Origin of the sequence: Microbacterium sp. SORGH_AS_0505 (genome assembly GCF_030818715.1) — a bacterium.
In the GTDB taxonomy this organism is placed as follows: domain Bacteria; phylum Actinomycetota; class Actinomycetes; order Actinomycetales; family Microbacteriaceae; genus Microbacterium.
In genome coordinates this window covers 590,719-609,956 of sequence record NZ_JAUTAT010000001.1, presented here as the reverse complement: position 1 = coordinate 609,956, position 19,238 = coordinate 590,719, and the positions used below count along the sequence as shown (strand labels likewise).

The 19,238-nt window shown below is 69.2% G+C and carries 14 protein-coding genes; 13 read left to right on the top strand and 1 reads right to left on the bottom strand.

Annotation, left to right across the window (positions count from 1 at the left end; translation table 11 throughout):
• Positions 1 to 105 precede the first annotated feature (105 nt).
• The 6 genes from QE428_RS03030 (at position 106) to QE428_RS03005 (ending at position 11,474) form a co-directional block, all read left to right on the top strand.
• Complete coding sequence (locus tag QE428_RS03030) at positions 106 to 861, top strand: LamB/YcsF family protein (protein WP_133399235.1); 756 nt, start codon at positions 106 to 108, stop codon at positions 859 to 861.
• Positions 855 to 2,399 carry a 5-oxoprolinase/urea amidolyase family protein gene (locus QE428_RS03025; RefSeq protein WP_307462872.1) on the top strand — a complete coding sequence of 515 codons (1,545 nt, stop codon included), beginning with the start codon at positions 855 to 857 and terminating at the stop codon, positions 2,397 to 2,399. The genes QE428_RS03030 and QE428_RS03025 overlap by 7 nt, the downstream gene beginning before the upstream one ends.
• A 26-nt stretch (positions 2,400 to 2,425) precedes the next feature.
• Positions 2,426 to 3,013, top strand: a complete 588-nt coding sequence (locus QE428_RS03020; protein WP_307462869.1) for a hypothetical protein — start codon at positions 2,426 to 2,428, stop codon at positions 3,011 to 3,013.
• A gap of 253 nt (positions 3,014 to 3,266) precedes the next feature.
• On the top strand, positions 3,267 to 6,764 hold the full coding sequence (locus tag QE428_RS03015; RefSeq protein ID WP_091356797.1) for a DNA-directed RNA polymerase subunit beta: 3,498 nt from the start codon (positions 3,267 to 3,269) through the stop codon (positions 6,762 to 6,764).
• Positions 6,765 to 6,805: 41 nt separating this feature from the next.
• Positions 6,806 to 10,681, top strand: a complete 3,876-nt coding sequence (gene rpoC / locus QE428_RS03010) for a DNA-directed RNA polymerase subunit beta' (RefSeq protein ID WP_091356793.1) — start codon at positions 6,806 to 6,808, stop codon at positions 10,679 to 10,681.
• Between the two features lie 184 nt (positions 10,682 to 10,865).
• On the top strand, positions 10,866 to 11,474 hold the full coding sequence (locus QE428_RS03005) for a hypothetical protein (RefSeq protein WP_307462865.1): 609 nt from the start codon (positions 10,866 to 10,868) through the stop codon (positions 11,472 to 11,474).
• Positions 11,475 to 11,478: 4 nt separating this feature from the next.
• Here the strand turns inward: QE428_RS03005 and QE428_RS03000 are convergent, their stop codons facing one another.
• The gene (locus tag QE428_RS03000; RefSeq protein WP_307462862.1) at positions 11,479 to 12,084 is read right to left on the bottom strand and encodes a hypothetical protein; all 606 of its coding nucleotides are present in this window, start codon (positions 12,082 to 12,084) and stop codon (positions 11,479 to 11,481) included.
• A gap of 131 nt (positions 12,085 to 12,215) precedes the next feature.
• Here QE428_RS03000 and QE428_RS02995 point away from each other — a divergent pair, with 131 nt between their 5' ends.
• The 7 genes from QE428_RS02995 to fusA all read left to right on the top strand — a co-directional run bounded on the left by QE428_RS02995 (position 12,216) and on the right by fusA (position 19,167).
• Positions 12,216 to 13,274: an ABC transporter gene (locus tag QE428_RS02995; protein ID WP_133399240.1), complete on the top strand. Its 1,059-nt coding sequence runs from the start codon at positions 12,216 to 12,218 to the stop codon at positions 13,272 to 13,274.
• A 16-nt stretch (positions 13,275 to 13,290) separates the two neighbouring features.
• Positions 13,291 to 13,758, top strand: a complete 468-nt coding sequence (locus QE428_RS02990; protein WP_307462852.1) for a DUF6121 family protein — start codon at positions 13,291 to 13,293, stop codon at positions 13,756 to 13,758.
• Positions 13,759 to 13,824: 66 nt separating this feature from the next.
• Positions 13,825 to 14,484, top strand: a complete 660-nt coding sequence (locus QE428_RS02985; protein WP_307462850.1) for a spermidine/putrescine ABC transporter substrate-binding protein — start codon at positions 13,825 to 13,827, stop codon at positions 14,482 to 14,484.
• Between the two features lie 42 nt (positions 14,485 to 14,526).
• Positions 14,527 to 15,825 carry a DUF5684 domain-containing protein gene (locus tag QE428_RS02980; protein ID WP_307462847.1) on the top strand — a complete coding sequence of 433 codons (1,299 nt, stop codon included), beginning with the start codon at positions 14,527 to 14,529 and terminating at the stop codon, positions 15,823 to 15,825.
• Between the two features lie 305 nt (positions 15,826 to 16,130).
• Positions 16,131 to 16,499, top strand: coding sequence for a 30S ribosomal protein S12 (gene rpsL / locus QE428_RS02975; RefSeq protein WP_018171438.1), 369 nt, complete (start codon positions 16,131 to 16,133; stop codon positions 16,497 to 16,499).
• Positions 16,500 to 16,504: 5 nt separating this feature from the next.
• Positions 16,505 to 16,975, top strand: coding sequence for a 30S ribosomal protein S7 (rpsG, locus tag QE428_RS02970; protein ID WP_018187368.1), 471 nt, complete (start codon positions 16,505 to 16,507; stop codon positions 16,973 to 16,975).
• Positions 16,976 to 17,052: 77 nt separating this feature from the next.
• The gene (gene fusA, locus QE428_RS02965; RefSeq protein WP_065570950.1) at positions 17,053 to 19,167 is read left to right on the top strand and encodes an elongation factor G; all 2,115 of its coding nucleotides are present in this window, start codon (positions 17,053 to 17,055) and stop codon (positions 19,165 to 19,167) included.
• The last annotated feature ends 71 nt before the right edge of the window (positions 19,168 to 19,238 follow it).

Genomic DNA, 19,238 nt, shown 5'->3' with positions numbered 1-19,238 from the left:
GTCGTCCGGCGACATCCCCGACGCTATGGTCCGAGTCCGGAGCCGACCAGCGCTTGACGGATCCTTCCTCCACCGTTCATCATTCCCCGCCGGTACCGTGGCCTCATGGCGTCGATCGACCTGAACGCGGACCTCGGCGAGACGGTCGACGGTGTGCCGACCGCCGACGACGAGGCGATGTTCGCGGTGGTCTCGAGTGCGTCCGTGGCCTGCGGAGGTCATGCGGGTGACGCCGCCTCGATGACGGATGCCGTCCGCCGCGCGACGGCCCAGGGCGTCGCCGTGGGGGCCCACCCCTCCTTCGTGGACCGCGCCGGGTTCGGCCGCGTCGCGCTCGCCGTGGCGCCGACTCTCCTGCGCGACCAGGTGCGGGAGCAGATCGCCGCGCTCCTCCGCGCCGGAGCCGACCTCCGCTACGTGAAGCCGCACGGCGCGCTCTACCACGCCGTCACGGCCGATCCCGAGACCGCGCTCGCCGTCGCGAACGCCGTCGCCGATGTCTCCGCCGATCTCGGCAGACCCGTGCCCCTCCTCGGGATGCCGGGGGAGATCGCCGCGGTCGCGGCGAGTCGCGGCATCCCCTTCTTCGTCGAGGCCTTCCTCGACCGTGGCTACCTCCCTTCGGGTGGGCTCGTCCCGCGGACGGAACCGGGCGCTCTGCTGCACGACCCCGACCTCGTCGCGGAGCGCGCCGTGACCCTCGTCCGGGAGGGGCGGGTCGACGCCGTCGACGGCTCGACGATCCGGGTGGATGCGGCATCCCTGTGCCTTCACGGCGACACCGCCGGCTCGGTCGCCATGACGCGGGCGGTCCGCGCGGCGCTCGACGCGGCGGGGATCGCGGTGCGCGCCCCGTGGTGATCCTGCCGTTCGGCGACAGCGCCCTGCTCGTCGAGGTCGACGCGCTCGCCGACGTCCTGGATCTGCACGCCCGCCTGGCCGGGACGCGCCCCGCGGGGGTCGTCGATCTCGTTCCCGCAGCGCGCACGGTGCTCGTCCACGTCGATCCCGCGGTCCTGCCGCTGACGGCGGCCCGCGCCTGGATCACGGCGGCGGATGCAGCGCCCCGCGTCCCGGCGGAGGCCGCGACCGCACCGGAGGAGGTCGAGGTCCCCGTCGTGTACGACGGCGCGGACCTCGCCGAGACGGCATCCCTCCTCGGCCTGTCGGTGGAGCAGCTCGTCGCGCGACACCTCGCGGCACGCTGGACGGTCGCATTCACGGGCTTCGCCCCGGGGTTCGGCTACCTCGTGAGCGACGACTGGGACCTCGATGTGCCCCGCCGTGCGACGCCGCGGACGCGCGTGCCGCAGGGCGCGGTCGCGCTCGCCGGCCGGTTCTCCGGCGCGTATCCCCGGGAGACCCCGGGCGGGTGGCAGCTCATCGGCACGACGGGCGCGACCCTGTTCGATCCCGCTGCGCGCCGTCCCGTGTTGCTGCGTCCGGGTACGAGGGTGCGGTTCCGCCGGGCTGCCGCGCAGTCGATCGTCCGCGTCCCGTCGTCCGCCGCGCCGGCCGCGTCTGCCGCGTTCACCGTCACCGATCCGGGCGCGCTCGCGACGGTGCAGGATGCCGGCCGCCCGGGACGTCTCGCCGACGGCGTCGCCCGCTCGGGCGCGGCGGACCTGCCCGCGTTCGGCGCGGCGAACCGGCTCGTCGGCAACGCGCCCGGTGCCGCGGGCCTCGAGATCACCCTCGGTGGTTTCCGGGCGACGGCGCGGCGCGACCTGTGGATCGCGGCGACCGGGGCGTGGGCGCCGCTCCACGTGGCGGGACGCGAGGTCGACCCGTACCGCCCGGTCCGGTGGCCCGCCGGCACCGAGCTCGCGATCGGGACCGCTCGCGCCGGCGTCCGCGTCGTCCTCGCCGTTCGTGGCGGTGTCGCCGCACCCGCCGCGCTCGGCTCCGCCGCGACCGACACGCTCGCGGGTATCGGACCGGACCCGCTGCGCGCGGGCGACGACGTCGCGACGGCGGATGCCGCGCGGCATCCCGTTCCGCCCGTCGACTCCTGGCCGTGGACACCGCCGCCCGACGTGCTCGTGGTCGAGGTCGCCGCCGGCCCCCGGGGCGACTGGTTCACGCCCGCCGCGCGGCGGGCGTTCCCGGCCACCCGGTGGGTCGTCGACGCGAGAGCGGATCGCGTCGGCATCCGGCTCGACGGTCCTCCGCTGGAACGGACCACGGATGCCGCGGCCCGAGAGCTCCCGAGCGAGGGGATGCTGCCCGGCGCCGTCCAGGTCCCGCCGGACGGGCGTCCCGTGATCCTCGGGCCGGACGGCCCTGTGACCGGCGGATACCCCGTCATCGCCGTCGTCACCGCTGCGGGTCGGGCGGCGCTCGCGCAGGCGAGACCGGGCTCGCATCTTCTGCTGCGGAGCGCAAGCCCCGGGCCGTGACCGACCGCGCCGCGTACGTTGACGGTATGTCCCGCCGTCGTGCCTCCGTCGTCCTCGTCCTCCTGACCGGGCTGGCCCTGACCGGGTGCGCGGCCCCTGCGCAGGCTCCCGAGACCTCGGCCGTCGAGACGCCGGCGCCCGACACGGGAGCCGAATTCAGCCCGGCCGCCGGCGACACCATCGCGGCAGAGCAGTACACGCTCACCCTCCCCGACGGGTGGGGGTTCCCCGACGGCGCACCGGAAGGCTTCGACGAGACGACCTTCGCCGCCGACCTGACCATCGAGGACGGCTACCGCGACAACGTCAACATCCTGGTCTCCCCCGGGGGAGAGGTGACCTCCGAGCAGGTCGAGGAGGCCGGGGTCGCCCAGCTCGAAGAGGCCGGGGCGTCGGACGTCCAGGCGTTGGACCGCGTCACGGCCGCCGGCTCGGAGTCGGCGCACCTCACCGCACGCGTCGACCAGGGCGGGACCCCCTACGTGATCGACCAGTTCTACCTCGTCAACGCCGGCCAGACCTATATCGTCACGTTCGCCTCGGACGCCGAGAAGCCGCAGGCGGAGCGCGACGCCCTCGCGCAGTCGGTCCTCGTGACCTGGCAGTGGGTCTGAGCGGCAGCGGGTCTGACGGTCGCCCGCGAGTTATACCGCAGCCTGCCGAACTCGTCAACGATCCGACTGGACACGGCGCGTCGCGCGTCCTATAGTGGGTAGTTGCGCTCCCCTCTACTTGCCCTCATATGGTGGTCGGCTTGTGCCTGCGCCCCCGGCGGTCTCCGTCGGCGCGCGCCGCAGGCGTGGACGGGAGTACTCCACCTGACGACAAGGAAAACCAGCCCTCCCCGGGCTCACGGAGGTAATTCCCTTGGCTGCTGCGCGCAACGCAACTTCCACCACCACCATCAAGAACGGCCGCGGAGCATCCCGCCTCTCGTTCGCCAAGATCTCCGACACGCTGGAGGTTCCTGACCTCCTCGCGCTGCAGACCGAGTCGTTCGACTGGCTCGTCGGCAACGAGGCATGGAAGGCACGCGTCGCCGAGGCGCAGGCCGCCGGGCGCACCGATGTCCCCGAGATCAGCGGCCTCGAGGAGATCTTCGAGGAGATCTCGCCGATCGAGGACCTGGGCGAGACGATGCAGCTCTCGTTCACGAACCCCTACCTCGAGCCCGAGAAGTACTCCATCGAGGAGTGCAAGGAGCGCGGCAAGACCTACGCCGCCCCGCTCTACGTCGAGGCCGAGTTCATGAACCACCTCACGGGTGAGATCAAGACGCAGACGGTCTTCATGGGCGACTTCCCGCTCCAGACCGCGCGAGGCACCTTCATCATCAACGGCACCGAGCGCGTCGTCGTCTCGCAGCTCGTCCGTTCGCCCGGTGTCTACTTCGACAAGACCCCCGACAAGACGTCCGACAAGGACATCGTCTCGGCGCGCGTCATCCCCAGCCGCGGTGCGTGGCTCGAGTTCGAGATCGACAAGCGCGACCAGGTGGGCGTGCGCATCGACCGCAAGCGCAAGCAGTCGGTCACCGTCTTCCTCAAGGCTCTCGGCCTGACGACCGAAGACATCATGCAGGAGTTCGCGGGCTTCAGCTCGATCGAGGAGACCCTCGAGAAGGACACGATCCTCACCAAGGAGGACGCGCTCCGCGACATCTACCGCAAGCTCCGTCCGGGCGAGCAGGTCGCCGCCGAGGCCGCCCGCGCGCTGCTCGACAACTTCTACTTCAACCCGAAGCGCTACGACCTGGCCAAGGTCGGTCGGTACAAGATCAACCAGAAGCTCGGCATCGACAAGCAGCTGAGCGACTCGGTCCTGACCGTCGAGGACATCGTCGCGACGATCAAGTACCTCGTGCGCCTCCACCGCGGCGACGTCAGCTACGACGGCACCCGCGGCGGCAAGGCTGCGGAGATCCGCCTGGACGTCGACGACATCGACAACTTCGGCAACCGTCGCATCCGCGCCGTCGGCGAGCTCATCCAGAACCAGGTCCGCACCGGTCTGTCCCGCATGGAGCGCGTCGTCCGCGAGCGCATGACCACGCAGGACATCGAGGCGATCACGCCGCAGACCCTGATCAACGTCCGCCCCGTCGTGGCCGCGATCAAGGAGTTCTTCGGAACCTCGCAGCTGTCGCAGTTCATGGACCAGAACAACCCGCTCGCGGGTCTGACCCACAAGCGTCGCCTCTCGGCGCTCGGCCCCGGTGGTCTCTCGCGTGAGCGTGCCGGCGTCGAGGTCCGTGACGTCCACCCGTCGCACTACGGCCGCATGTGCCCGATCGAGACGCCGGAAGGCCCGAACATCGGTCTGATCGGCTCGCTCGCATCGTTCGCGCGCATCAACGCGTTCGGCTTCATCGAGACGCCGTACCGCCGCGTGGTGGGCAACAAGGTCACCGACCAGATCGACTACCTCACGGCGGCCGAAGAGGCCGACTACGTCGTGGCGCAGGCCGGTGTCGAGCTCAACGCCGACGGCACGTTCGTCAACGACCGCATCCTGGCCCGCCGCGGCCAGGGTGGCGAGGTCGACCTGTTCCCGGTCGACGAGATCGGCTACATGGATGTCTCGCCGCGCCAGATGGTGTCGGTCGCGACCTCGCTCATCCCCTTCCTCGAGCACGACGACGCGAACCGCGCCCTCATGGGTGCGAACATGCAGCGTCAGGCCGTCCCGCTGCTGCGCAGCGAGTCGCCGATCGTCGGTACCGGTATGGAGGGCTACGCCGCCATCGACGCGGGTGACGTCATCACCGCGCAGAAGGCCGGTGTCGTCTCCGAGGTCTCGGCGGACGTCGTCACCGTCCAGCTCGACGAGGGTGGCACGCAGGACTACTTCCTCCGCAAGTTCGACCGCTCCAACCAGGGCACGTCGTACAACCAGCGCGTCGTGGTCTCGGCCGGTGAGCGCGTCGAGGTCGGCGAGGTCATCGCCGACGGTCCCGCCACCGAGGACGGCGAGCTCGCCCTCGGCAAGAACCTCCTCGTCGCGTTCATGACGTGGGAGGGTCACAACTTCGAGGACGCCATCATCCTCAGCCAGGAGCTCGTCAAGAACGACACCCTCTCCTCGATCCACATCGAGGAGTACGAGGTCGACGCTCGCGACACCAAGCTGGGCAAGGAGGAGATCACCCGTGACCTCCCCAACGTCAGCCCCGACCTGCTGAAGGACCTCGACGAGCGCGGCATCATCCGCATCGGTGCCGAGGTCCGCCCCGGCGACATCCTCGTCGGCAAGGTCACGCCCAAGGGTGAGACCGAGCTCTCGGCCGAGGAGCGCCTGCTCCGCGCGATCTTCAACGAGAAGAGCCGCGAAGTCCGCGACACCTCGCTGAAGGTGCCCCACGGTGAGCAGGGCACGATCATCGCCGTCAAGGAGTTCAACGCCGAGGACGGCGACGACGAGCTCGGCTCGGGCGTCAACCGCCGCGTCGTGGTCTACATCGCTCAGAAGCGCAAGATCACCGCGGGTGACAAGCTCGCCGGCCGCCACGGCAACAAGGGTGTCATCGCGAAGATCCTCCCCGTCGAGGACATGCCCTTCCTCGCGGACGGCACCCCGGTCGACGTGGTGCTCAACCCGCTCGGCATCCCCGGTCGAATGAACTTCGGCCAGGTCCTCGAGACCCACCTCGGATGGGTCGCCAAGCAGGGCTGGAAGGTCGACGGTTCGCCGGAGTGGGCTGCCAAGCTCCCCGAGCAGGCTCGCGAGGCCGCTCCCGGCACGAAGGTCGCCACCCCGGTGTTCGACGGCGCATTCGAGGAGGAGATCGCAGGTCTCCTCGACTCGACGAACCTGACCCGCGACGGAGAGCGTCTGATCGACAGCTCCGGCAAGGCGAAGCTGTTCGACGGCCGCTCGGGTGAGCCGTTCCCGGCCGGCATCTCGGTCGGTTACATGTACATCCTGAAGCTGCACCACCTTGTCGACGACAAGATCCACGCACGCTCGACGGGCCCCTACTCGATGATCACCCAGCAGCCGCTCGGCGGTAAGGCCCAGTTCGGTGGCCAGCGCTTCGGTGAGATGGAGGTCTGGGCGCTCGAGGCCTACGGCGCCGCATACGCGCTGCAGGAGCTGCTGACGATCAAGTCCGACGACATCGTGGGCCGCGTCAAGGTCTACGAAGCGATCGTCAAGGGCGAGAACATCCAGGAGCCCGGCATCCCGGAGTCGTTCAAGGTCCTCATGAAGGAGATGCAGTCCCTCTGCCTGAACGTCGAGGTCCTCTCGGCCGACGGCACCGAGGTGAACCTGCGTGACAGTGACGACGAGGCCTTCCGCGCTGCGGAAGAGCTCGGCATCAACATCTCCACCCGGTTCGAGTCGACGTCGATCGACGAGATCTGACCCGTACCGGCAACGAACAGAATTCCGACACAGGAGAATCAGTGCTCGAGTCACACACCTTCGATCAGCTTCGCATCGGTCTCGCCACCGCCGACGACATCCGTCGTTGGTCCTTCGGCGAGGTCAAGAAGCCCGAGACCATCAACTACCGCACGCTGAAGCCCGAGAAGGACGGCCTCTTCGGAGAGCAGATCTTCGGACCTTCGCGCGACTGGGAGTGCGCCTGCGGCAAGTACAAGCGCGTCCGCTTCAAGGGCATCGTCTGCGAGCGCTGCGGCGTGGAGGTCACCAAGTCCTCCGTTCGTCGTGAGCGTATGGGCCACATCGAGCTCGCCGCCCCCGTCACCCACATCTGGTACTTCAAGGGCGTGCCTTCGCGCCTCGGATACCTGCTGGACATGGCGCCGAAGGACCTCGAGAAGGTCATCTACTTCGCCGCCTACATGGTGATCTCGGTCGACGAGGATGCGCGTCACCGCGACCTCCCGACCCACGAGGCGAACCTCCGCCTCGAGATCAAGAACATCGCCGACCGTCGCGACGCCCGCGTCGCCGACCGCCTGCAGAAGCTGGAAGACGAGCTCGCCGCCCTCGAGGCGGAGGGAGCCAAGGCCGACCAGAAGAAGAAGGCCAAGGACGCCGCCGAGAAGGAGATGACCACGATCCGCAAGCGCGGCGACGAGCAGGTCGCCAAGCTCGAGCGGATGTGGGACGAGTTCCGCGGCCTCGAGGTCGGTCAGCTCAAGCAGGAAGACGACATCTTCCAGGAGCTGCAGGACCGCTTCGGCCAGTACTTCGAGGCCTACATGGGCGCCGAGTCGATCAAGCGTCGCCTCGAGGCGTTCGACCTGGCCGCCGAGGCGGACTCGCTGCACCTGCAGATCTCCGAGGGCAAGGGCCAGCGCAAGATCCGTGCGATCAAGCGCCTGAAGGTCGTCAACTCGTTCCTGTCGACGGGCATGAGCCCCGCGTCGATGGTCCTGGACGTCGTCCCGGTCATCCCGCCGGAGCTCCGCCCCATGGTCCAGCTCGACGGTGGCCGTTTCGCCACGTCGGACCTGAACGACCTGTACCGCCGCGTCATCAACCGCAACAACCGTCTTCGTCGTCTGATCGACCTCGGTGCCCCCGAGATCATCGTCAACAACGAGAAGCGGATGCTGCAGGAGGCCGTCGACGCCCTGTTCGACAACGGCCGCCGCGGTCGTCCCGTCACCGGTACCGGCAACCGCGCTCTGAAGTCCCTCAGCGACATGCTGAAGGGCAAGCAGGGTCGCTTCCGCCAGAACCTGCTCGGCAAGCGCGTCGACTACTCGGGCCGTTCGGTCATCATCGTCGGCCCGCAGCTGAAGCTGCACCAGTGCGGTCTGCCCAAGCAGATGGCGCTGGAGCTGTTCAAGCCGTTCGTCATCAAGCGCCTGATCGACCTCGGTCACTCGCAGAACATCAAGGCCGCCAAGCGCGCCGTCGAGCGCACCCGTCCCGAGGTCTGGGACGTGCTCGAGGAGATCATCCGCGAGCGTCCGGTTCTCCTGAACCGTGCGCCCACGCTGCACCGCCTCGGCATCCAGGCGTTCGAGCCGCAGCTCGTCGAGGGCAAGGCCATCCAGCTCCACCCGCTCGTCTGCGCCGCCTTCAACGCGGACTTCGACGGTGACCAGATGGCCGTGCACCTGCCGCTGTCGGTCGAGGCTCAGGCCGAGGCCCGCGTGCTGATGCTCGCCTCGAACAACATCCTGAAGCCGTCGGACGGCCGTCCGGTCACCCTGCCCTCGCAGGACATGATCATCGGTCTGCACCACCTGACGACCCTCAAGGAGGGCGCCGCCGGTGAGGGCCGCGTGTTCGGTTCCGTCGGCGAGGCGATCCTGGCCAAGGACGAGGGCACCCTCGACCTGCAGGCCAAGGTCCGCATCCGCGTCCCCGGCCTGACCTTCCTCGAGGGGGAGGCTCCGGAGGGCTACGAGCGTCACGGTCTGGTGGATGCCTCGCTCGGCCAGGCGATCTTCAACGACACGCTTCCCAAGGGCTACCCGTTCGTTCGCGAGCAGGCCGACAAGGGCAAGCTGTCGCAGATCGTCAACAAGCTGGCCGAGGAGTACCCGAAGACCGAGGTCGCGGCATCCCTCGACCGGATCAAGGACGCCGGCTTCCACTGGGCCACCCGTTCGGGTGTGACCGTCGCCCTCAGCGACGTCCTCACGCCGCCGAACAAGAAGGAGATCGTCGCCGCCTACGAGAAGCAGGCAGCGAAGGTCCAGGGTCAGTTCGAGAAGGGTCTCACGACCGACGCCGAGCGTCGCCAGGAGCTCATCAAGATCTGGACCGAAGCGACCGACGAGGTCCAGAAGGCGATGCGGGACAACTTCCCGTCCGACAACACCATCAACCGCATGGTGAGCTCGGGTGCTCGTGGTAACTGGCTGCAGATCCGCAACATCGCGGGTATGCGAGGCCTGGTGAACAACCCCAAGGGTGAGATCATCCCCCGACCGATCATCTCCTCGTACCGCGAGGGTCTGTCGGTGGCGGAGTACTTCATCGCGACGCACGGTGCCCGTAAGGGTCTGGCCGACACGGCCCTCCGTACGGCCGACTCGGGGTACCTCACGCGTCGTCTCGTCGACGTCTCGCAGGATGTCATCATCCGCGAGGAGGACTGCGGCACGACCAAGGGTCTCGAGTTCACGATCGCCGCTCCCGGCGCCGACGGCGAGCTCGTCCGCGACGCGAACGTCGAGAACTCGGTGTTCGCCCGTACCCTGGCCGCCGCTGTGGTCGACGCTCAGGGCACCGTCCTGGCCGAGGCCGGCGACGACGTGGGCGACGTCCTCATCGACAAGCTGGTCGCCGGTGGTATCGAGAGCATCAAGGTGCGCTCGGTCCTGACCTGCGACTCGGCCGTCGGTGTCTGCGCGAAGTGCTACGGCCGTTCGCTGGCCAGCGGCAAGCTCGTCGACATCGGCGAGGCCGTCGGCATCATCGCCGCTCAGTCGATCGGTGAGCCCGGTACCCAGCTGACGATGCGTACGTTCCACACCGGTGGTTCGGCATCGGCGGATGACATCACCCAGGGTCTGCCCCGCGTCCAGGAGCTGTTCGAGGCCCGTACCCCCAAGGGTGCGTCCCCGATCGCCGAGGCCGACGGTGTCATCAAGATCGATGAGACCGACAAGGCCAAGAAGCTCATCCTGACCCCGGACAACGGCGACGAGCCGCACGTCTACCCGGTCCTCAAGCGCGCCACCCTCCTCGTCGAGGACGGCCAGCGCGTCGTGGTCGGTCAGCCGCTGCAGGTCGGAACGCTCGACCCCAAGGAGGTCATGCGCGTGCAGGGTGCCCGCGAGGTGCAGAAGTACCTCGTCGGCGGCGTGCAGGGCGTGTACCGCTCGCAGGGTGTGCCGATCCACGACAAGCACATCGAGGTCATCGTGCGCCAGATGCTGCGCAAGGTCACGGTCGTCGACCACGGCGAGACGGACCTGCTGCCCGGTGAGCTGGTGGACTTCAAGCGCTACCAGCAGATGAACCGCGAGGCGGTCGCCGCGGGCAAGCGTCCCGCGTCGGGTCGTCCCGAGCTGATGGGTATCACGAAGGCGTCGCTCGCGACGGAGTCGTGGCTCTCGGCCGCATCGTTCCAGGAGACCACCCGCGTCCTCACGCAGGCGGCCATGGAGGGCAAGAGCGACCCGCTCGTCGGCCTCAAGGAGAACGTCATCATCGGAAAGCTCATCCCCGCCGGCACCGGCCTTGCGAAGTACCGCAACGTCGTGGTCGAGGCGACGGAGGAGGCCAAGAGCGAGCGGTACCCCAACCGCATCTTCGCCTCGGACGGCGCCTACAGCGACGCCGACCTGAGCTACGTCGACTTCGACAGCTTCTCGACCGACGACTTCACCCCGGGCAGCTACAACTGATTGAGGTGAGAGACGAGCGAGCTTGCTCGCTCGGCCGAACCGATTGAAGTTGTCGAACGACGAAGTCGTGAGAACAACTGACCCAGCGTGTGAACGTCTGACCGAAGGCCCCCGGGACATGTTCCCGGGGGCCTTCGGCGTTGCCGTAGCAAGACATCGTCTTGGCGCCGCTACCGTGGGACGCATGGCACGGGTCGCAGGGCGGAACGCGGTTTTCGCATGGTTCGTCGGGGTGGTCAGTGCGGCGGTCGTCGTGACGCTGCTGGTCCTCGCCTTCCCCCTGTTCCCCGCGGCGACGCAGTGGATCGCCCAGGCAGGCGGTGCACAGCCCACGGGGGAGCCCGCGCCGGCGGCGTCCGGCGCAGCGAGCGATGGCCCGCGTACATGCCGCGATCTTTACAACGAGGCATCCTGGGCAGGACTGCGCTGGACGGACGGCGCCGAGCTCGCCGAATCGACCGACCCGCCCGTCTCGACGGCGGAGGAACTCGTGGCAGCCCTCGAGCCGGCGGTCGTCGTGACGTGCCGGTGGACCTCGGACGAGGGAGAGATCTCCACGACGGTCGCGACCGTGCCGACGGATGCCGGGGCTGTCGCAGCGGCTGCGCTGCCCGCCAAGAAGTACACGTGCGGCGACGCCGACGGCCGGGTCCGCTGCACGCGCACCGACGGCGACCTCATCGAGACGATCGAGGCCGGTGGCGACCGGTGGGTGTCGACCTCGCAGCGGGCATGGCACCCGGCGGGCTATGCCGACGGTGTCGCCGAGGCCGTCTGGCCGGCGGCGGGCTGAGGCCTCAGCCCCAGATCGCCTTCACGATCCCGTCGGTGTACCCCTGCGGGGCGAGGTTCCGGTACTGGGTGTCGATGGCGACGCCGTCGCGCCAGAACACGGTGCGTCCCTCCGACAGTCCGAGATCGTCCGTCCCGCTCTTCTCGCACCGGAGTCCCTCGTCGGGCTCGTAGCAGAGGTAGCCGTCATCGACGCCGAGCAGATAGAGGGCGTCGCGTGCGTCGCGCTCGGGGGAGTAGCCGACGACGGTGACGAGGCTCGTGCGGCTCGCCCCGGGGTCCGCCCATACGCATACGCGGCTGCTGTCGGGACGGATGCCGCCGCCCATCCCGGGGGCGTTCAGCGGAATGCCGTCGAGCGACGCGCGGATGTCGGGCGTCAGGATGCTCTCGCAGTCGGACGGCAGCGGGGTCGTGGACGACGAGGGACCGAACGGGAAGTCGGCGATGGCGACGGAGGTGACCGTGGGAGCGGGGGCCCCGGATGCCGCGCCCGTGGGCGCCGGAGGTGCGGCATCCGGTTCGGGTGCACAGGCCGTGACGGTCAGCGCCAGGAGGACGGCTGCCGTGGTGGCGAGAGTCCGCCCGATCGTCGCCTGCCGCCTCGCCATGGCTCCACGATACGCACCACGGCGGGCACCGCCTCCGAGACACGTCGGGGCGCCTCCGCGGCGCCTGTGAGGCGCGGGGATACGCTCGCTTCAGCGGCGGCGCACGCCCCTGCGTGAGGAGTGACACGGCAATGAGCGACCCCCAGTTCGGCGAGCGCAACGACAAGACGACCGAGCCGGCCTTCGGCGAGCCCGTGGCGGAGCCCACGTCCGCGGATGGATCGCGTGGCGTGGACGATGTCGTCGGCAGCGCCAACGACAGCCTCGCCGACGCTGAGGCGGCGTCGCGCACGGCTGACGACCGCCCCCGCGGAGACCGGTCCTTCGACGCGACCGACCGCGGGTCGGATCTGTCCGTCGACTACAGCAAGTACAGCGAGCCCGACGCCCCCGTGACCGCGAGCGCGGTCAGCAGCGAGCCGCTGTATCGCCCGGCCACGCCCGAGGCCGAGTCCGCTCCCGCTGAATCCACCGAGGCGACCCGTGCGAACGACACCGTGACGAAGGATGCCGCGGCCCCGGCCGTCGCGACCGAGGCGTACGCGCACGCCGATCACACGCCGACGACCGTCACCGCGAGCGAGCCGGCGGCGGCCGCCGCGCCGACCGCCGTGTACTCGCAGCAGCCGATCTTCGTGCAGGCGCCCGAGGCACCGCGGCCGCGCGGCAACCGCGGCGCGGCGGGAGCGATCGGTCTCCTCGCGGCGCTCCTGTTCGCGGTGCTGTACCTGGCTGCGACCCTCGGCCTCATCGCCCTCACGGACGGCCTCGCCGTCAACACGCTCGGCCAGACGGTCGTCGACATCGTCACCACGTGGAGCTTCTGGGTTCCGGTCGTGGTCTTCTTCCTCGGATTCTGGATCCTGGGCGCCTTCATCAACCGCGGCCGCTGGGGACGCTGGGTCGTCTTCGGGCTGATCGTCGGCGCCGTCGCGTACGGGGGACACCTGCTCGGTCAGCTGTTCCAGGCTCCGTTCTGGTCCATCCCCCCGTCGCAGGCCGCTCAGATCGTCGGCGATCAGCTGCTCGCTCCGCTCGCGGTCATTGCCTTCATCCTCGGTCGCGAGATCACCATCTGGTTCGGCGCGTGGGTCGCTGCGCGTGGGCGTCGGGTGACCGAGCTCAACGACGAGGCGCAGCGCGAGTACGAGCGCACGCTCGAAGCCGGTCCGCAGCTGCACCAGTACTGATGTCCGACCGCGGCTGATGACGCAGCCGTCCGGTGTCGCAGCCCCCATCGCCGCGTTCTTCGCGACGGTGGGGTTCGCGGCGCTCGCGATCTGCGGGTTCGGCTTCACGAGCCTGCTCACCGACACCGACGTCCTCTCGGCGCCCGGCCTCGGGCAGGGATCGGGCATCGCGGCCATGCTGCTGTGCGCCGTCGCCTTCGCCGGGACGGAGTACGGAGCGGTGCGCCGCCGTCGGTACACGGCAGCTATGTGGGTGACGCTCGCCACGCTCGCCGCGTACCTTCTGGGAGTCGTCCTCGGCGGCGTCCTGAGCGGCGCCGACGCCGCGGCGGCGATCGGTGTCGCGGGGAAGTTCGCGCTGTCCTGGTACGCGCTCGTCCTGGCCGTCACATCTGTAGCGGCTGCGTGGGCGGGCATCGCGCTCCACCGCACGCGCGCCCGCCGTCCGGAGTGGCCGTGGGAGCGCGACGAGGACGACGAGTGACGGGCCGCGGCATCCTGCAGCCCTGAAATACCCCCGATCGGGCTGTGTCTCCGCGACAATGGACGCGTGGAGCGCTCGCTCGAGACGCAGGTCAGCCAGGCCGTCGAGGCCTGGCTGCGCTGGTTGCCGCGCTGGGAGCCTGCCACCCACCGCGGCCGGGTGGCCCCGTGTCGGCGCTGTCTGGGCTCGCCTGTCCTCTCGGCGGCCGGGCTCGGCTCGGATGTGCCGCACGGTGTGCAGCACGGGCTGTCGACCCGGATCAAGACGATCGTCGACAACGCCGTCGCCCTGTACACAGCGCGGAACCTGCCCATGCTCCAGGCCGAGCTCGACCAGCAGGCCGACCGCAACCGCTCCCGCACCTACCGGCCGTCGGAGGGGCTCGAGCCGGAGTTCGACGGCCTCCCGATGGATCCCGACCCGGTTCCCGGTGCTCCGTTCCTGTTCACGATCGCCGGGATGGCCGACGAGGCGGATGCCGCTGTGCCGGCCCTCCCGCCGCTGTCCGATGATGCGAAGGCGGCGCTTCGGCAGGAGGTCCGCCTCGCGGACGAGTACGCGAGCATGGTCGGCCGCGAGGTGTGCACGCTCCTCCTCCGGCACCGGTTGAGGATACAGACGGCGATCGGGCAGTACGTCGAGCCCCAGATCGCCGCCATGCTCGATGAACTGACACGCTCGCTCGATGCGCCGTTCGACACCGGCGAAGGCCTTCCGGGCGTCTGACCTCCGCCCCGCCGCAGCGGCCCGCGCACGTAGGGTGGAGGGATGAACGGAGTCGACGTCGGTGCGGCGGTCGTCCTGAGCCTGCTGACCGGCATCCTCGGCGTCGCGGTCTACATCTGGGTCGCTCTGGCCCTCGCGGCTGCGTTCCGCAAGATGGGCGAAGACGCGTGGCGTGCGTGGGCGCCGATCGTCAACATCGCCGTCCTCCTGCGTTGGGGCGGCTTCTCGCCGTGGCTGGCGCTCCTGGTCCTCATCCCGGGCCTGGGAACCCTCGCGGTCTGGATCCTCGTCGTCGTCGCGGTACATCGACTCAACCCCGGCTTCGGGTACGGCGCGGGGATGACGGTGGTGGCGGCGCTGCTGTTCCCGGTGTGGGCCACCATCGTCGGTTTCGGCCCTGCGGAGTGGCGGGGCGCGCGGCCCGCGCGCGTGCGCGCGCAGCCCGCGGCGCAGCCGGACGACCCCTATCCGCCGATCGGGACGCCGATGCCGGAGTTCGGTGCGCCGCTGCCGCCGCCGCCTTTCCCGGCGACGTCCGAGCCTGCGCCCCCGACCCCCCGGACGGGCGTCCCGGCGATGCTGGCGCCCGCTCCGGCATCCGTCGCCCCGCAGCCGTGGTCGCCCGGATCGGACGTTGCGCCGGCGTCGCTCGAAGAGTCGGCGCCCGAAGCCCCCGACCCCACGGCGCCCACGCCGACCGTCCGCTCCGAGGTCAGTCCGCCGGTGCGGGCGAGCGGCCCGGAGATCATCTCGTCGGTGCCCGGTCGCGACGACGCCCCGGTCACACGCCTGCGTCGCTCGGCCGCGCGCACCGACCGCGACGAGCGGGACGTGTTCCCGGAGCTCACGGGGGAGGTCTCCGCCGTCTCGGGGTCGCCCGCCGCCGGGGCGCCCGTATCGGCGGCCGCATCGGTCTCGGCGCAGGAGCGCCGGCGCGACGAGGCCGCGGCGCCCTCCTTCGAGGCCGACCTCGAGCGCACCGTCGTCGTGCGGCGCGGCCACCCCCGGTGGGAGCTCGCCCTCCCCGATGCATCGACGGTCACCCTGTCCGCGGACGTCGTCGTGCTCGGGCGCAACCCGGTCTCCGACCCCTCGCACCCCCGCGCGCAGCTGGTCGCCGTCGTCGACGCGACTCGCACGGTCTCGAAGACCCACGCCCGCCTCGAGCGTCGCGGGGACACCTGGCGGATCACGGATCTGGGATCGACCAACGGCATCCTGATCCCCAGTCCGCTCGGGGCGGACGTCGAGCTCCAGCCGGGGGAGGACGTCGAGGTCACGGGCAGGTTCCTGCTCGGCGACGCCGCCCTCCGACTGCACCGGATGGATGCCGGTTCCTGACCGGCGGCGATCGTCACCTGAGCCTTCTCGGTGAACACCGGCCCCGTTTGACCCGGGTTCGCGATCCCGCGTATCATTGAGCGGGTGTGCGCACACGCGCGCCATGCGACGTGCCTCGGTTCGGAGCAGGCGAGGCGAACGCACACAGGGACAGGGCCTGCGAACAGGTCACCCCCACGGCATATCCATCACCCCGTTCGCCGCAGTCGCGGCAAGCCGATGGATCTGTGGTGAAACCACGAACGCTGTCACCGTGCAGCACCTGTGCGAGGCGAGAGCCGCGCGCAGATCGACAAGGAGAGAACGTGCCAACCATTCAGCAGTTGGTTCGCAAGGGTCGCTCGCCGAAGGTCTCGAAGACCAAGGCGCCCGCCCTGAAGGCGAACCCGCAGCAGGCGGGTGTCTGCACCCGCGTGTACACGACCACGCCCAAGAAGCCGAACTCGGCGATGCGCAAGGTCGCTCGTGTGAAGCTCCGCAACGGGACCGAGGTCACCGCCTACATCCCCGGTGAGGGTCACAACCTGCAGGAGCACTCGCTCGTGCTCGTCCGCGGTGGTCGTGTGAAGGACCTCCCCGGTGTGCGTTACAAGATCGTCCGCGGCGCCCTGGACACCCAGGCCGTCAAGAACCGTAAGCAGGCTCGCAGCCGCTACGGCGCCAAGAAGGGTTGAGTTAGATGCCTCGCAAGGGACCCGCACCCCGCCGCGTCGTCGTCAACGACCCGGTCTACGGTGCTCCGATCGTCACCCAGCTGGTGAACAAGATCCTCGTCGATGGCAAGAAGTCCATCGCCGAGGCCATCGTCTACAACGCCCTCAAGGGTGTCGAGGCGAAGAACGGCCAGGACGCCGTCGCGACGCTCAAGAAGGCGCTCGACAACGTCCGCCCCACCCTCGAGGTCAAGAGCCGCCGTGTCGGTGGCTCGACCTACCAGGTTCCCGTCGAGGTCAAGCCGCACCGCGCGAACACGCTCGCGCTGCGCTGGCTCGTCTCGTACGCGAAGGGTCGCCGTGAGAAGACCATGACCGAGCGCCTCCAGAACGAGATCCTGGATGCCTCGAACGGCCTCGGTGCCGCGGTGAAGCGCCGCGAGGACACCCACAAGATGGCCGAGTCGAACCGCGCCTTCGCGCACTACCGCTGGTAATCAGCACCTCGGTGACCGGCCGGGCAACCCCCGGCCGGTCACCCCGCGACATCCGTCACTACACGTAAGGACACCCCGTGGCACAAGAAGTGCTCACCGACCTCAACAAGGTCCGCAACATCGGCATCATGGCGCACATCGATGCCGGCAAGACGACGACGACCGAGCGCATCCTCTTCTACACGGGTGTCAACCACAAGCTGGGCGAGACCCACGACGGCGCCTCGACCACCGACTGGATGGAGCAGGAGAAGGAGCGCGGCATCACGATCACGTCTGCCGCCGTGACCTGCTTCTGGAACAAGAACCAGATCAACATCATCGACACCCCCGGTCACGTCGACTTCACCGTCGAGGTGGAGCGCTCGCTCCGCGTCCTCGACGGCGCCGTCGCCGTCTTCGACGGCAAGGAGGGCGTCGAGCCCCAGTCCGAGACCGTGTGGCGTCAGGCCGACAAGTACGACGTCCCCCGCATCTGCTTCGTCAACAAGATGGACAAGCTCGGCGCGGACTTCTACTTCACCGTCGACACCATCATCAAGCGCCTCGGTGCCAAGCCGCTCGTGCTGCAGCTCCCGATCGGTGCCGAGAACGACTTCGTCGGCGTCATCGACCTCGTCGAGATGCGCGCACTGGTGTGGCCCGGTGACTCCAAGGGTGACGTCACCATGGGCGCCAAGTACGAGGTCCAGGAGATCCCCGCGGACCTCAAGGACCGCGCTGACGAGTACCGTCAGAAGCTCCTCGAGACCGTCGCCGAGTCCGACGACGAGCTGCTCGAGAAGTTCTTCGGCGGCGAAGAGCTGACCCTGGCCGAGATCAAGGGCGCCATCCGCAAGATGACCGTCGCCGGCGAGCTCTACCCCGTGCTCTGCGGCTCGGCGTTCAAGAACCGCGGCGTCCAGCCGATGCTCGACGCGGTCGTCGACTACCTCCCGTCGCCCCTCGACGTGCCCGCCATCGAGGCGCACGACCCGAAGGATGAGGAGAAGGTCATCGAGCGTCACCCCGACGCCAACGACCCGTTCGCCGCGCTGGCCTTCAAGGTCGCCGTGCACCCGTTCTTCGGTCGCCTGACCTACATCCGCGTCTACTCGGGTCAGCTCGACTCGGGTGCGCAGGTCATCAACTCGACCAAGGGCAAGAAGGAGCGCATCGGGAAGATCTTCCAGATGCACGCCAACAAGGAGAACCCGGTCGACGCGGTCACCGCGGGCAACATCTACGCCGTCATCGGCCTGAAGGACACCACCACCGGTGACACCCTGGCAGACCCGGCCGAGCCCGTCGTCCTCGAGTCGATGACGTTCCCCGAGCCCGTCATCGAGGTCGCGATCGAGCCGAAGACCAAGGCCGACCAGGAGAAGCTGGGCATCGCGATCCAGAAGCTCGCCGAAGAGGACCCGACGTTCCGCACGGAGCTCAACCCCGAGACGGGTCAGACCGTCATCAAGGGCATGGGCGAGCTGCACCTCGACATCCTCGTGGACCGCATGAAGCGCGAGTTCCGCGTCGAGGCCAACGTCGGCAAGCCGCAGGTCGCGTACCGCGAGACGATCAAGAAGACCGTCGAGCGTCACGACTACACGCACAAGAAGCAGACCGGTGGTTCGGGTCAGTTCGCGAAGATCCAGTTCGCCCTCGAGCCCCTCGAGGTCACGCCGGACAAGATCTACGAGTTCGAGAACAAGGTCACCGGTGGCCGCATCCCGCGCGAGTACATCGAGCCCACCAACCAGGGCTTCCAGGACGCCATGCAGGTCGGCGTGCTCGCCGGCTTCCCCATGGTGGGTGTCAAGGCGATCCTGACCGATGGCGCGTCGCACGACGTCGACTCGTCCGAGATGGCGTTCAAGATCGCCGGCTCGATGGGCTTCAAGGAGGCCGTCCGCAAGGCGAACCCCGTTCTCCTCGAGCCGCTCATGGCGGTCGAGGTCCGTACTCCCGAGGAGTACATGGGCGACGTCATCGGCGACCTGAACTCGCGTCGTGGCCAGATCCAGTCCATGGAGGACGGTGCGGGCATCAAGATCGTCCGCGCCCTCGTCCCCCTGTCGGAGATGTTCGGCTACATCGGTGACCTGCGCTCGAAGACCTCGGGTCGCGCGGTCTACGCGATGGAGTTCGACAGCTACTCCGAGGTCCCCCGCGCGGTGGCCGACGAGATCGTCCAGAAGACCAAGGGCGAGTAACACCCGCTCTTCGGATGCCGGGGGCCCCGGCCCTCGGCATCCGCCCAAACTGAATATCGTCACGTCAACTA